Annotated in this window: 16 protein-coding genes; 4 read left to right on the forward strand and 12 right to left on the reverse strand. The window is 68.0% G+C overall.

The window, feature by feature from the left end; all coding sequences use genetic code 11:
* Positions 1-2: 2 nt before the first annotated feature.
* Entirely contained in the window at positions 3-2228 is a 2226-nt protein-coding gene (locus tag GR702_RS06870; protein WP_160985238.1) for an O-linked N-acetylglucosamine transferase family protein, read from the reverse strand.
* 303 nt (positions 2229-2531) lie between these two features.
* On the opposite strand from GR702_RS06870, the gene GR702_RS06875 reads away from it, so the two are divergent.
* From GR702_RS06875 to GR702_RS06890, 4 genes are all read left to right on the forward strand, one after another.
* Entirely contained in the window at positions 2532-3284 is a 753-nt protein-coding gene (locus GR702_RS06875; RefSeq protein WP_337192546.1) for an SDR family oxidoreductase, read from the forward strand.
* A gap of 35 nt (positions 3285-3319) precedes the next feature.
* The gene (locus GR702_RS06880) at positions 3320-4129 is read left to right on the forward strand and encodes an SDR family NAD(P)-dependent oxidoreductase (protein WP_160985240.1); all 810 of its coding nucleotides are present in this window, start codon (positions 3320-3322) and stop codon (positions 4127-4129) included.
* A gap of 88 nt (positions 4130-4217) precedes the next feature.
* Complete coding sequence (locus GR702_RS06885; RefSeq protein WP_160985460.1) at positions 4218-5372, forward strand: aminotransferase class I/II-fold pyridoxal phosphate-dependent enzyme; 1155 nt, start codon at positions 4218-4220, stop codon at positions 5370-5372.
* Positions 5373-5548: 176 nt separating this feature from the next.
* Positions 5549-5992, forward strand: a complete 444-nt coding sequence (locus tag GR702_RS06890; RefSeq protein WP_160985241.1) for a hypothetical protein — start codon at positions 5549-5551, stop codon at positions 5990-5992.
* Between the two features lie 259 nt (positions 5993-6251).
* Here the strand turns inward: GR702_RS06890 and GR702_RS06895 are convergent, their stop codons facing one another.
* The 11 genes from GR702_RS06895 to GR702_RS06945 all read right to left on the reverse strand — a co-directional run bounded on the left by GR702_RS06895 (position 6252) and on the right by GR702_RS06945 (position 14053).
* Positions 6252-6854 (reverse strand): LuxR C-terminal-related transcriptional regulator, encoded by a 603-nt coding sequence (locus GR702_RS06895; protein WP_160985242.1) that lies wholly within the window; start codon positions 6852-6854, stop codon positions 6252-6254.
* 150 nt (positions 6855-7004) lie between these two features.
* The gene (locus tag GR702_RS06900) at positions 7005-7391 is read right to left on the reverse strand and encodes a flagellar protein FliS (protein WP_160985243.1); all 387 of its coding nucleotides are present in this window, start codon (positions 7389-7391) and stop codon (positions 7005-7007) included.
* Position 7392: 1 nt separating this feature from the next.
* Entirely contained in the window at positions 7393-8808 is a 1416-nt protein-coding gene (fliD, locus tag GR702_RS06905) for a flagellar filament capping protein FliD (protein ID WP_160985244.1), read from the reverse strand.
* Positions 8809-8857: 49 nt separating this feature from the next.
* Entirely contained in the window at positions 8858-9997 is a 1140-nt protein-coding gene (locus GR702_RS06910) for an EscU/YscU/HrcU family type III secretion system export apparatus switch protein (RefSeq protein ID WP_160985245.1), read from the reverse strand.
* Positions 9994-10776 carry a flagellar biosynthetic protein FliR gene (gene fliR, locus GR702_RS06915; protein ID WP_160985246.1) on the reverse strand — a complete coding sequence of 261 codons (783 nt, stop codon included), beginning with the start codon at positions 10774-10776 and terminating at the stop codon, positions 9994-9996. Before fliR ends, GR702_RS06910 begins: the two co-directional genes overlap by 4 nt.
* Positions 10777-10795: 19 nt before the next feature.
* A complete protein-coding gene (fliQ, locus tag GR702_RS06920; protein ID WP_160985247.1) occupies positions 10796-11086 on the reverse strand; it encodes a flagellar biosynthesis protein FliQ in 291 nt (96 codons plus the stop codon).
* A 7-nt stretch (positions 11087-11093) separates the two neighbouring features.
* Positions 11094-11963 carry a flagellar type III secretion system pore protein FliP gene (gene fliP, locus GR702_RS06925; RefSeq protein WP_237449598.1) on the reverse strand — a complete coding sequence of 290 codons (870 nt, stop codon included), beginning with the start codon at positions 11961-11963 and terminating at the stop codon, positions 11094-11096.
* Entirely contained in the window at positions 11960-12238 is a 279-nt protein-coding gene (locus GR702_RS06930; protein ID WP_160985248.1) for a flagellar biosynthetic protein FliO, read from the reverse strand. Before GR702_RS06930 ends, fliP begins: the two co-directional genes overlap by 4 nt.
* 6 nt (positions 12239-12244) lie before the next feature.
* Positions 12245-12556, reverse strand: coding sequence for a flagellar motor switch protein FliN (gene fliN / locus GR702_RS06935; protein WP_160985249.1), 312 nt, complete (start codon positions 12554-12556; stop codon positions 12245-12247).
* Positions 12557-12575: 19 nt separating this feature from the next.
* Positions 12576-13457 (reverse strand): FliM/FliN family flagellar motor switch protein, encoded by an 882-nt coding sequence (locus tag GR702_RS06940; RefSeq protein WP_160985250.1) that lies wholly within the window; start codon positions 13455-13457, stop codon positions 12576-12578.
* A complete protein-coding gene (locus GR702_RS06945) occupies positions 13457-14053 on the reverse strand; it encodes a flagellar basal body-associated FliL family protein (RefSeq protein WP_160985251.1) in 597 nt (198 codons plus the stop codon). The genes GR702_RS06940 and GR702_RS06945 overlap by 1 nt, the downstream gene beginning before the upstream one ends.
* Positions 14054-14109: the final 56 nt, after the last annotated feature.

Raw genomic sequence — 14109 nt, forward strand, 5'->3', positions numbered from 1 at the left:
CGTCAGTCCACGTCGAAGTGATCGGGCGCCAGTCCGCAGCCGCGGCGATGGTGCATCCGCGTGAAGGCGCTTTCGATCCTGCGGGTATATGCCGCGGTATCGAACAGGGGGCAGGTCGCCCGCCGTTCCGCCAGCCTTGCGCGCAGGGTGGCGAGGCGCGGCCGGTCGCGGGCGAGTTCCAGTGCGAGCCGGGCATAGTCTGCTGCGCTTCCCATCGCGAGTTCCGGCAGCCCGGCGGCATGGACGAGGCTTGCGGCGACCCGCGCGGCGAACTGGTTTCCTGCAAAGGTCAGCACGGGCAGTCCCGCCCATAGCGCGTCGCTGGCGGTGGTGTGGGCATTGACGGCAAAGGTGTCGAGGAACAGGTCGGCGTGGGCCAGGCGGCCCAGATGCGCGGCGTGGGGGATGGGCGGGGCGAAGACGAGGCGCTCTGCCTCCACGCCGCGTGCGCGCGCTTCCCGGCTAAGGTTCGCCTGCACGTGCGGGCCGGTGTCCAGCAGCCACAGCACGCTTCCCTCCACTTCGCGCAGCAGGCCCATCCAGATGTCCCATTCGGCAGGGGAAATCTTGTAGCTCTGGTTGAAGCTGGCGAAGACGAAGCCATCCTCCGGCAGGTTCCAGCCCTTTCGCCCGCGCAGGTCCGTGGTGATCGGGCGCGCGTCGTCGTTGGCCTGGTAGCAGTTGGCCAGGCGGACGATCTTCTCGGTGAAGAACGCCTCCGCGCCCGGGGGCATGGTCACGTGATCGGCGATGAAATAGTCCATGCACGCGTGGCCAAGGGTGCCCGGATAGCCCATCCAGCTCACCTGCACGGGGGCGAGGCGGTGGCCGAACAGCCGGGTGCGGGTGCCCAGCGTGAAGCCTTTCAGATCCACCGCAAGGTCCAGCCCGTCCGCCCGGGCGAGCGCCACCACGTCTTCGTCGCGCATTGCGCCGATCTCGGTGAAGCCGTCCACGCAGGAGCGCAGCGCGGCGCGCAGGGCATCCTGCTCGCGCATGGGGCCGTAGCTGTAGAGCCGCACGTCGAAGCGGCTGCGATCGTGCTCGCGAAAGAAGCCGGACATGAGGTGCATCGTCGCGTGATCGTGGAAATCGCCGGAGAAATAGCCCACGCGGATGCGTCCATCCGAAGACGGCGCGGGCGCAGGCATGTCGGGCGGTGCATCCGGGTACATCCTTGCCGCGCAGGCCACCGAGCGCTGGTACTGATGGGCGGGATCGTCCACGAAAGGGAGCGAAGCGAAGGGCTGCACCGCTGCCGCTTCGGGACCGGTGGTGAGGACATATTCCCCCCGGGCGTGCCAGTCGCAAAGGTGAGCTTCTTCGAACAGCGCCTGCAGCAGCGCGCCGGTATCGCAGGGATTGCGGGCGAAGGCTGCCCGAAACGCCTCGATCGCGCCCGGCCGGTCGCCCTTCAACACGAGCGCCTTGCCTCGGTTCACCATCGCCCCGGTGTTTGCCGGGTCGGCGGCCAGCGCCCGGTCGAACGCGGCGAGCGCTTCGTCGGCGCGGTGATCGGCCAGGAACTGCGCGCCCATGTTGTTGTGGGCATCGCCATGGCCAGGCTCCAGCCTCGCGGCGGCTTCGAAGCAGGCGATCGCGGCAGGGCGATTGCCCCGGCTGGCGTGCAGGTTGCCAAGGTTATAGTGCGCATCCGCATGGCCGGGCTCGATGGCGATGGCCCTCTCCAGCCACTGCGCCGCCTCGTCGAGCCTGCCGCCCTGTTCGAGGAGTCCCGCCAGGTTGTAGCACGCGTCCCCATAGCCGGGCGCGCGGGAGATCACATCGCGCCAGATCGCTTCCGCGTCCTCCGTGCGTCCCTGCCGGCGAAGCGCGATGGCGAGGTTGTTGTAGGCGGCCGGGCCATCAGGGTCGGCGGCGGTGGCGCGGCGAAAGGCGCTCTCCGCCTCGGTGTCCCTGCCCAGTTCGAGCAGCGCGGCGCCCAGCAGGTTGTGGACGCCGTGAGCTTGCGGGTGGCTGGCCGAAAGGCGGGCGCCAAGCCGCGCGGCTTCCTCCATCCGCCCGGCCCGGAAGGCCGCGACCATGTTGTCGAAGGCCACCTGTGCGGGCGTGTCGGCAGGTTCGTCCAGTGCCTCGAGCCCGGCCTTCGCGCGGGCGTTGCGGGGATGGCGGTCAAGCACCTGCCGGTAGAGCACGCGCGCGCTTTCCGCATCACCGCGCCGGGCGGCGCTCCGGGCCTTGATCAGGAGGCTCTCCAGTCCGCTCATCGGCCTGCTTTCGCGCTTGGAAGGAAGCGCCAGCCTTAGGCGGACGTGGTGGAGGGCGGGTGACCGGAGGGCTACGGATCGTCACTTAGGCCCCTGTCGGCGGCGGCTGGGGGACGCACCGCACCCGCGATCGTGGGCCATCTCGTGATTGCCTGACGCGATCCTTTCACCGCTCTCGCCCGAGCGATTATAACAGGTGTTCAGCATTTTCGGTTGACTGAGCGGGCGCCCGCCGCCAGCCAGTGCGAACGACAGGGCCATTCCAGCGGCCCTGAGCCGAAAAGAACCGGGAGAATGCCGCCGATGTCCATGCCTCTCGAAGGAAAAGTCGCGCTCGTCACTGGGGCATCTTCCGGCATCGGCGAGGCGGCCGCGCTGTGCCTTGCCGAAGCGGGAGCAAGCGTCGCCGTCGCCGCGCGCCGGGCGGAGCGGCTTGCCGACCTCGTCGGCCGGATCGAGGCGGCAGGTGGCCGGGCTCTCGCGATCGCGGGCGACATGATGGTGGAGGAGGACGCACGGCGCGCCGTCGAAGAGACCGTGGCGAGCCTGGGGGCGATCGACGTGCTGATAAACTCGGCAGGCGTGATGCAGGTCGGCGGCATCGAAGGCTGCGACACGGATCTCTATCGACGTGTCGTCGACATCAACCTGATGGGAACCGTTTACACCTGCGCGGCGGCCGTGCCGCACATGGTCGCGAACGGCGGGGGCGACATCATCACCATCTCCTCGCTGGCAGCGCGGAAAGGCGGCGCGATGACGAATGCCTATTCCGCCAGCAAGCATGCCGTGAACGCCTTCACGGACGGGCTGCGGCAGGAGGTTGGCGGCAAGAACATCCGCGTCACCACGCTGATGCCCGGCGCCACCGAGACCGAAGTGGCCGACAACATCGTCGATCCCGGGTGGCGCACCGCGATCAAGGCGCATGTCGCCAAGGATGGCGCGGTCAAGCCGCGCGACATCGGCGAAGCCATCGTCTTCATCCTATCTATGCCGCGCCGGACCAACATCTCCGAGATATCCATCCGCCCCACGATCGACACATCGGCGTGACGGCGGGGCACGAAATCCAGGACGGGAGAGGGACGATGGCGAAAAGGCTTCAGGACAAGGTCTGCATCATCACCGGAGCCGGCTCGGGCATGGGCAAGGCGATGGCGCAGCTGTTCCACGCGCAGGGTGCCCGGCTCGTACTGGCCGACATTTCGGGCAAAGAGGAGGAAGTTGCCGTCGCGCTGGGCGACAGGGCAGTGGCCATGCGCTGCGACGTCTCCGACGAGGAGCAGGTCGCAGCGCTTGTCGCCCGCGCCGAAAGCGAGTTCGGCCGCCTTGACGTCCAGTGCAACAACGCCGGTTTCGGCGGGGGCATGGCGGCGCTGCACACCCAGTCCGCCGAACTGTGGGACAAGGTCCACGCCACGAACATCCGGGGCGTGTTCCTATGCATGAAGTATGGCATCGCCTCCATGCTGCGGACCGGCGGAGGCGCCATCGTCAACACCGGATCGGCCTCGGCTGCCGTGGGATGGAAGCACCACGGCGTCTACAGTTCGGCCAAGGCGGGCGTGCACCAGCTTACCAGGGTCGCAGCGCTCGACTATTCCGACCGCAACATCCGCGTGAACGCGGTGGCGCCGGGCACTGTTTGGACCGGGCTTGTGGAAGCCTCCCGGACGTTCGACGTTCCGCCGAAGGATTTTCCCACGCTGGCCGGCATCCCGATGGGGCGCTGGGGCCATGCAGAGGATGTCGCCAATGCCGCCCTGTTCCTCGCGAGTGACGAGGCGGCCTACATCACCGGCATGGTCCTGCCGGTGGATGGGGGGTACTCGATCGGCTTTTCCGGCATGGGGGCCGAGAGACCCGGGATCGCAAGCGAGACCGCGCAAGACGGCTGAACCCGCGCGCAAGCCGGAGCATGGACGCGCGTCCGTGTCTGATGCCCTCGCCGATTGCATCCTCTCCGGGCGCATCGTAGCAGGTGGCATGATCGCCCAAGTCGAACCCTTTCATGCGACCACGATCGGCCGCATCGCCTATGAACTCGCCGCCAGCGGGCGCGACGTGATCCATATGGAATACGGCCAGCCCTCGACCGGGGCACCGGCGGCGGCGATCGCGGCAGCGCATGCCGTGCTCGACAGCGAACCCGGCGGCTACTGGGAGAGCCCGGCCCTGCGCGAACGGATCGCGCGCCACTATGCCGAGGACTACGGCGTAAACGTCTCGTCCGAACAGGTGTACCTGACCTGCGGCGCCTCGCCCGCGTTCGTGCTGGCGCTTTCGTGCTGCTTCCGTCCGGGCGAACGGGTGGCGCTGGCCCGCCCCGGCTACGTCGCCTACCGCAACGCGATGCGCGCGCTCTACATCGAGCCGGTGGAACTGCCCTGCGGCGAGGCGGAGCGCTACCAGGTCACCGCCGCTGCGCTCGATGCGCTGGATCCTGCGCCCGCCGGGCTCATCGTGGCAAGCCCCGCCAACCCCACCGGCACCGTCATTCCGCCCGAGGAACTGGCCGCCATAGCCGAGGTCTGCGCGCGCAAGGGCATCAAGGTGATCTCGGACGAGATATACCATGGCCTGACTTACGGCCCCGTCGCCGACACGATGCTCCGCCACGTGCCGGAGGCGCTCGTGGTGAACAGCTTTTCCAAGTGGTACAGCATGGTGGGCTGGCGACTGGGATGGCTGGTGGTGCCGCCGCACCTGATTGATCCCGCGCGGGCGCGCATCGCCAACCTGTTCCTGACCCCGCCGGTGGTGGCCCAGCACGCGGGGCTGGTCGCTTTCGACTGCCGCGAGGAACTGGAAGGGCATCACGCCAGCTACGCCCGAAATCGCGCGCTTCTTCTCGCAGCCCTTCCGCGACTTGGCCTGTCGCATATCGCTCCGCCCGACGGCGCCTTCTATATCTGGGCGGACATCGCGCACCTCACCGACGACAGTCTCGCGTTCTGCCGCCGGCTGCTGGAGGATACCGGAGTCGCCACGGCGCCGGGCATCGATTTCGACCCCGTGGAAGGCCATCGTTTCATCCGCTTCAGTTTCGCCGTTTCCACGCCCGAGATCGAGGATGCCATCGAACGCATGGTCCCCTGGTTCGCGGAACAGGCGAGCATCGCCGCGCCTGCCGGAGCATAGCCCCTCCTGCGGCTTCGCTCCGGCATGCGGAGTGGGGCATATACCCAGCTTTCACAAAGAGCGGGTACACTGTAGCAATGTGGAACGGGACCGTTCCGCAAGTGGGATATGCGTATTGACGCGGGGTGGCACTTTGGGACTTTGGGTTTCCCTTCGGACGCGAGAATAATCAAGAGATGACCAGTACCCCGGACACACACATCGGCGAGCGCGCGCGCGCGCGGCGCCTGCGAACCTTCCTCAACGATTGCGCCGGAAGCGGCGCCGCCGAGGAGATCGGCCGGGTGCGCGAGGCTGTCCAAGAACTCGCCTTGGACGTGACCGGGAAGAGCTTCCTCGACGTAGACGCCGTCCATGCCATGCTGGACAGCGGCGCGGCGATGAGCGCGGTCCTGGAGCTCATGGGCAGTGACATCCGCTTCATGCTGTCGCGCGGGGCCCACGATTCCTGTCTCGCAAGCGTGTTGACGAACGAGGGCACCGAGGAATCGCTCGCCGAGGGACCGACCCTTGCGCTTGCGCTACTGGGCGCGCACGTGGCCGCCGTCCTCGCCCGGATCGAACGAGGTACGCAGCTAACCGAGGCTCACTCGTCCGGCACTTCCCTGCGCCTCCACTGAGCGCCGCGAGCGCAAGTACGCGGATCTGGATCACGGCCGGTACACGGCTTACCTCCTGGCCGGGAGCCCTTTGCCCGGCAGGCTTTGTGCCTTGTGGCAGCGCTGCAGGCCCGGCCGGGAGGGGAGGACGACCGGGCCTGCGTTCAGGAGACTGCACGTATGAGGTGTCGGACCATGCGGCTCGGACAGGCTCAATCTGGACGCAGATGGCTAAGGAGGCGTTTATGGCGGCCCCGGGCGATCTGCTTAGCCTGCGGCTTCAATTCACCAGCGATGCTTCTATCGCGATGCGGATGGCGTCCGAGGTGTGATTGGCGCCCAGCTTGTTGAGCATGTTGGCGCGGTGGATTTCGACCGTGCGCGGGCTGATCGAGAGCTTTTCCCCGATGAGGCGGTTGGACAGGCCGCTGGCCACGCCGCCAAGCACTTCACGTTCGCGGCGGGTAAGGCGATCCACCCGTGCGCGCGCCATGACCTCGCGCAGCTTGGCATTGCCCAGGCTTTCTGCGCGGGTGATGGCGCGCGACAGATTGTCGGTCAGTTCCTCGGGGCTGATGGGCCATGCGATATAGTCGATCGCGCCATCGAGCACCGCCTGGACGATGCGCTGCGCGGCCGGCTGCTCGCTGAAGGCGATGATCGGAAACCACTCTCCCTGCCGGGCCATGCTTTCGATCAGTTCCTCGATCGCGCCGGGTTCATCGTGGATGAGCACCACGCCCGAACGCGGCCACGACGAGGCGAGTTCGGCGACATGCTCGAACGGTTCGACATGGATGTTGCTGGACGAAAGCACATGGCTGATCGCCGCACGGCGGCGCATGTCGCTGTCGATCAGGATCAGGTTCGAGATGACGTCCACGGCTGATCTCCCTCTTTGGATTAGTGCCTAGGGAGATATTCGCATCGCATTGTCACGGCGCGCCGGACCTGCTCCGAAACCGAGCCAACCCCGGCTTGCGGCAGGTTCAACCGGCCCGTTTCCGCGCTACGCATTCACCGAAACGGGCTTTTATGTACCCCGCAGGGCCCGCCCGATCTCCAGGAAGTCCTCGCGCAGCACGCAGATGCGCTCGGAATCGAAGTGCAGCGCGCTGTCCAGCACGGTGCGCCGGGCGGCCTCGTAGATCTGGTTGAGCGCACCCGCCACGCCGCCGGTGTCGCCATCGCCGCCGCCGGCAAGGCCCATCTGCAGGGCGGTGATCGCGGTCAGGGCGCGGGTCATCGAGCGGCTCTTCAGGCAGTTGTCGCCCCGCCGGTCGGCATGGACGGCGGTGCCCAGCGCGCTGACCAGATGCTCGTAGCACAAGTGCACGAGCTCTGCCGGCCCCGCGCCGCTGACGCGCGCGTCGAAGTCCACGCGGCGATAGGCTTCCTGGGGAGAGGTGAGAAGCATCATGTCAGCTGCTCTTGTTCCACTGCGCGATCTGGTTCTGCAGCATCGAAAGCGTCGACTTGGACGTGCCGATCCGCGTTTCCGACGCGGTGAACTGCGCCACGAGGCGGATGCGCGCCTTCTCCTGCTGCTCGGCCAGGGTCGCCTTCTCGCCGGTGATGCCGGTCCTCGACTTGGTATAGCCCGCGATCGAGCTGCCGAGCGAGTAGGCATCGCCCGTCGACGTCGCGGCGCGGTAGATGCGGTCGATCGTGCCGTACACACCGTTGACGCCGTTGGTGAACATCGCCGCCACCCCCTTGGGATCGGTGGCCATCGTGGCCGAGAGGCGATCGGTGTCGAGCGCGAAGGTGCCGTCGCGAAGGGTCTTGACGCCAAGGTCGGCCAGCGTCCTTGCAGCGCCGGTGGCGCCGGGCATGATCGTGGTGGAGCCGAGCGAGGAGAGCGAGCGCTTGAGCGCACGCGCGCCTGCGTCGTTGGCAAGGTCGCCGCCGATCCCGGTGGCTCCGTTGAGCGCGCCCACCACTTCGTTGAGGGCATCGACGAAGTCCTGCATCGAGCCCGAGATGGCGCTGGTCGGATCGGAGAACGAGAGAGTGGTGGGTGCGCCGGTGTTGGTGCCTGAAAGCTGCAGCTTCACGCCGGGGATGGCGTCCGTCACCGTGTTCGACGTCGCCGTCATCGAAAGCCCGTCGACCTTGAAGGCCGCGTCGCTCGCAGTGGCCAGAAGCTGGCCGCCCGAGCTTCCCGGCGACCAGGCGAGCGCGGAAAGGCCGGGGTCCTGTGCCTCCAGCACGAAGCCGTTGGCGGCGCCCTCCGCGCCTTTCAGCACCAGCTGCGCGCCATCGACGGTGGTGGTGACATAAGCGCTGACGCCCGCGTTGGCGCCGTTGATCGCCGTGGCGACTTCCGCCAGCGTGGCGCCTTGCGGGATCGCGATGTCGACGGCGGCATGGGCGTTGTCCTGCGCGAAACCGCTCGCAGAGACAGTGCCGAACTTCAGCGTGAGCGTGCCCGAGCCGACCGCGCTGGTGGTTGCCGGGAAGGGCCTGCTGGCAAGCTGCTGGCCGCCCGCCAGCTTCGTGACTTCCAGGGAGTAGCTGCCGCTGGGCTGGCTGCTGCCCGAGAGCGTGGGAGCGGCGACGCCCGCGTTGCCGATCACCGGCGTGCGCGCCAGGCTGCCCGATCGCACCAGCGTGCCGAGCGAACTGCTCAGCCCCAGCATCAGCGACTTGATGTTGGAGGCCACGGAGATCTGCGCGTCCAGCTTCTCGGACTTGGCGGCGAGCCTGTCGTTGCGCGAGGCGAACTGCGCGGTCGCCAGATTGTTGGCGAGCGCGGTCATGTCGATCCCGCTTCCTCCGCCAAGCGCGGTCACCAGCGAGGACGAGGTGGTGGCGGATGAAGTGCTGCTTACCATGGTATCCAGAACGGCGGTGGGCGAGGAGGTTTAAGGCCGGGAAAGGGGTTCAGGACACGGAGCCGGGATCGAGCCGTCCGTCAGCGTCGAAGCGCACCGTCACCGGCACGGAGACCTGCGGCGGGCTGCGCTTTTCCCCGCGCTTCAGGGCCAGGACGAAAGCGAGCAGGGCGGCGACGGCCACATAGTGTTCCTCCCGTATCATCTGCCGTTCGCGGGTGGTGAAGAACACCGAGCGGGCGAGCGCCGGATACTGCAGCACCGGCAAGCGGTTTTCCGCCGCGAGTTCGCGCATCGCCAGCGCCTTTTCGCCCCGTCCGCGCGCGACGACGATGGGCGCGCTTGCCTTCGCCGGATCGTAGGCGAGAGCGATGGCGAAGTGCATCGGGTTGGTCACGACGAACTGCGCGTCCTTCATTGCGGGAACGAGCCCGCCCATGGCGATCTTGCGCTGGCGGTCCTTGATCATCGCCTTCTTCTCGGGCGCGCCTTCGCTTTCCTTCGCTTCGTCGCGCACGTCCTGAAGCGTCATGCGCAGGCGCATCATGCGGCGCACGATCTGGATCGGAAGGTCGAACAGGGCGATCAGCATCAGGCCGCCGGCCAACCAGAACATGAGAAGGACGATGGTGTCCCACGCCCATGCAAGCTGGCCCATGACATCGCCCCGGCCAAGCCGCGCAAAGGCATCGATCCGCCCGTCCGCCCACGACCAGGCGATCACGCCCAGGAGGGCGACCTTGGCGAGGCCCTTGACCATCTCGATCCAGCCCGAGGGCCCGAACACGCGCTTGAGGCCCGACACCGGGTTGATGCGCGAGGCCTTGGGCGCGATGTTGCCGCCCACCCAGCGCCCGTCGCCGAAGCCGAGCTGCGCGACGAGCGACACCGCGATCACCGCCAGCCCCAGCATGGCGATGGGCGGCAGCGCGGCGAGAGTGGCGTCCATCAGCATCCGCGCGGGATCGAAGGCGTCGAGCGAGGCGCGGTCGAAGGTCAGGCCCTTGCGCAAGGTGCGCTGCGACAGGTCCAGCAGCCAGGGCCCCGCCAGCATGAACCACGCAGCCCCGATCGCAACGGACGTGGCGATCGCAAGCTCGCGCGGGCGGATGACGTCGCCGCGCTTGGCCGCCTCGCGCTTGCGCTTCTCGGAGGGGGCAAAGCTTTTCTCGCCTTCCTGCTCGCTCATAGCCCTAGCACCTCGGCGACCTGCTCGAGCGCCTCGGCTGAGAGGCGCGAGACCATGTCCGTCAGCACGGGCGCGGCGATCATCAGCGCGGCGATCCCGCCGAGCACGCCTGCCGGCATGCCCAGCGAGAAGAGGTTAAGCGCGGGCGCCGAGCGGCTGAGCACCCCGGTCACCAGCTGCACCACCAAAAGGACCAGCGTGACCGGAAGCGCGATGCCCACCGCCGTCAGCAGCATCCGCGAGGCGAAGGAGGCGACGAGCGCGAAACGCTCCGGCCCCAGCCACGTCTGCCCGGGCGGGAACACCTCGTAGCTGCGCGTCAGCAGGGCGAACCATTGCAGGTGCGCGCCAAGCGCCAGGAACACGATGGTCAGCACGACCATGAAGTACTGTCCGAGCGCGGGAGACTGCGCGCCCGCCACGGGATCGACGGCGACCGCCATGTTCATGCCCATGCCGCCGCCGATCACTTCGGCCGCGATCACGGGCGCGGCGAAGGAGAGTTGCAGCACGAAACCCAGGGTCAGGCCGACCAGCACTTCGCCCAGCACGGCCATGATGCCCGGCGCGGAAAGCAGGGCGGCGGGCGCCGCAACCGGCGTCCATGCACAGATCATGACTGCCACCGCGCCCGCCACCATGACCCGTGCCTGCGCGGGGACCGTGACGGCGCCGAACAGCGGAGCGGCCACCAGCACCGCGCCGATGCGGGTCATGACGAAGACAAGCCTCCAGAACTCGGCCTCGAGTGCGCCGTAGCCGAAGTCTATGCCGATCATCTGGCGATTGCCGGAGCGATCACCGGGCTACCTGCTCAGCCTGCCCGGTACGGGCGATCTGGGCGAAGATCTCCTGCGTGTAGTCCGCGATGAGGGTCATCATCGAGGAGCCCAGCAGCACGAGCACCAGCGCGATCACCGCCAGCTTGGGCACGAAGGTCAGCGTCTGCTCGTTAACCGAGGTCGCGGCCTGGATCACGCCGATGACGAGGCCCACCGCCAGCGAGGCCAGCAGCACCGGCGCCGCCACCAGCGCGGTCACCCACAGCATCCGGTCGGCAAGGGCGAGCAGGGCGCTGATGTCATCCATGGCGCGGCTACCCGAAGCTTGCCGCGAGCGAACCCATCAGCAGGGCCCATCCATCCACCATCACGAACAGCAGCAGCTTGAAAGGCAGCGAGACGACCATCGGGCTCATCATCATCATGCCCAGGCTCATCAGCACCGAGGAGACGACAAGGTCGATGACGAGAAACGGCAGGAACAGCATGAAGCCGATCTGGAACGCGGTCTTGAGCTCGCTGGTGACGAAGGCGGGCAGCAGGATCGAGAACGGCACGTCGGCGGCGCTGGCAAACCGCGGAGCGCGGGCCATCTCGGCGAACATCATCAGATCGCGCTCGCGCGTCTGGCGGATCATGAAGGCGTGGAACTCGCGCCCCGCATTCTGGATGGCGGCCTCGGCGTTGAGCGTGCCCGCGGAGTAGGGCGCGATGGCGTTCTGGTTCACCCGCTCGAGCGTGGGCGCCATGACGAAGAGCGAGAGGAACATCGACAGCCCGATCAGCACCTGGTTGGGCGGCGACTGCTGCAGCCCGATCGCCTGCCGCAGGATGGACAGCACCACCAGGATGCGCGTGAAGCTCGTCATCATCAGGATGAGGCTGGGCAGGATCGTCAGCAGCCCCATGATGAGAAGGAGCTGGAGCGACATGTTCATGCCCGGCCCGTCGGTGCCTCCAAGCGAGCCGAAGGCCCGGTCGAGAGCGCCGGGGATGGCAGTGGGCGAGGGCGGGGAGGCGGCGCCCTGCGCGCGTGCAGCAGCGCCGCAAAGAGCGATGGGGACGGCGACGACGAGAGCAAGGGCGCAGGCGCCCAGACGCCGCCGCGCCGGGTGCGGGGCGTGGTCACCGCCCTCGAACCCGGCGTCCTGCGGGCGGGGGGACAATGCCGGACGCCGCGTCATGCGTCCTCTTCCGGCAATCGCAGCCTTGCCGGTGCCTCGGCCAGTCGCGCCAGTCCCTGCCGGGACACCGAGACGAGGATCTCGCGCCCGTGGAACTCGATCACCGCCAGCTTCAGCGTGGGCGAGAGCATGGTCGTCTCGACGATCCGGATGGACTTCGTGCCCGTGCCAATCCCCGCGCGTGCCTGCACGGCGCGGGCCAGCCTGAGAGAGCCCCAGATCATCAGCGCGATGAGGGGAAGCAGCACCAGCAGCTTGAGCACGTACCATACCATGGCGCCTCACTCCTGCCCGCCGAGGCCGGCGTCGGGCAGGCCCAGCGCGTCGCCCGGTGCGGCGGCTTCCTCGATCCCCAGCATCTCGACGATGCGCAGCCCGAAGCGCCCGTTGTGCGAGACGACCTCGCCCTTGGCGATGGGCTTGCCGTTGACCAGCACGTCGAGCAGCTCGTCGTTCATGCGATCGAGCATCACCAGGCTTTCCGGCCCGAGCGCGAGGACATCCTTCAGCTTCATCTGCGTGCGGCCAAGCTCGACGGAGAGGCGCACGTCCACATCACGAAGGAAGTCGAGGCCGCGGGAGTGGATGCTCATATTGTCGGTCTTTCCGTAATCAGAAGGCATGCTGGAGCTGGACCGCGACACGATCCTCGACTTCGCCCACCGTGCCGGTGGCTATGGTGCGCCCGTCGACCTTCAGCGGAACCGACCGCGCCACCGTGACCGGCAGCACGTCGCCCGGGCGCAAGGCCGAGAGGCGGGAGAACGGCAGGCTCATGTCCACCAGCACCGCCGTCACCTCGAGCGGCAGCGACGCGAAGGGCTCGTCCTGGGGCCCCGGCGGAACGGCAGGACGCGCCGCGCGGCGCTGGCGCCGGGGAACGACGAGCGCCGCCGCGAGCGTGGAAAGCGGAAAGGCCAGGGCAAGCGACCATGGCAGCGCTCCCGGCTCCTCCACTTCGAGGGCGATCTGCAGCAGCGGCTCGGCGGCGGGGAAGGGGGCGAGCTGGGACAGGCTGGTGTCGCGCCGCAAGGGGCGGACATGATGCGTCTCGTCGCCGCCAAGCACGGCGCTGAGCGCGGCCGCGACGGCATCCTCCATCCGCGCCAGCAGCAACTCGGCGGAAAGCGGGAAAGTGGCGGGCAGCGGCTCCGGCACCGCGCCCCGTCCGCCGAACGTGCGGTCGAGCAGGCTGAACACCGGTTCCGCCCCGAACGAGGCGAGAAGCGGCAGGTGCCGGGGACCAAGGCCGAGCAGGGCATGGGCGGCGAGGCCCGCGCCTTCCACGGCGATGCTTTCCAGCGTGCCCTGCACCGGCAACCCGGTGCGCACCACGGGTGGATCGCCGCCGGTCAGGCGCGCAAGGCCGCCGGGCAGCGTGCGCGCCAGCTTCTCGCCCAGCTTGGCGAGCGGGCGCACCATGTCCCCGATCGATGGACCGGCGCCCAGCAGTTCGGCACAGTGCCGGGCCTTGGAAGTGGGACCTTCGGCCATCATTGGATGATGAAGTTGCGGAAGTAGACGGCATCGACGCCGCCGAACCCTTCCTTCCTGACGAGGACCTGGTTGATCGCCGCGGTCATGCGCTTGTTGAGGCGCTCCTTGCCTTCCAGCGAAGTGACGTCCTCCTCGGGTGTGTCGGCGAGGATCTCCAGCAGGCGCGAGCGGATCGCCAGCTCGTGCTTGGCGAGCCATTGCAGCACGCGGCCGTCGCGCCGGGTGGAGCAGGCGATGCTCGCCTGGACCATGGCGTCGGTATCCTTGAGGTTGGACGTGAAATCCTCGGTGAAGGTGAAGTAGGCGGTGCGGTACTCGTCCCCGCCCTCGCCCTCCACTTCTTCGCCGTGGCTTTCGCCCTCGCCTTCCTTGGCCGGGGGAGCGTAGGGGTCCTCCTCGCCCTTGCGGACGAGCTGCGGGCCTTCCTCCTTTTTCTCCTTCTCGTCCGAATGGCCGCCGATGACGCCGCTGGCCATGAGCCCGAAAGCCGCGCCTCCGCCGACCACGAGCATCGCCACCGCGACGAGGACCAGCCCCATCTTGCCCTTCTTCTTCGGCTTGTCGTCGCCGGGGACGGCAGGTTTTTCACTCATCCGGGCAATTTCCCTGTTCATCGGGCACGGGTGCGCGCCCTCGCTCGCATGGGGTC

The organism is Novosphingobium silvae (assembly GCF_009856825.1).
Taxonomy (GTDB): Bacteria; Pseudomonadota; Alphaproteobacteria; order Sphingomonadales; family Sphingomonadaceae; genus Novosphingobium; species Novosphingobium silvae.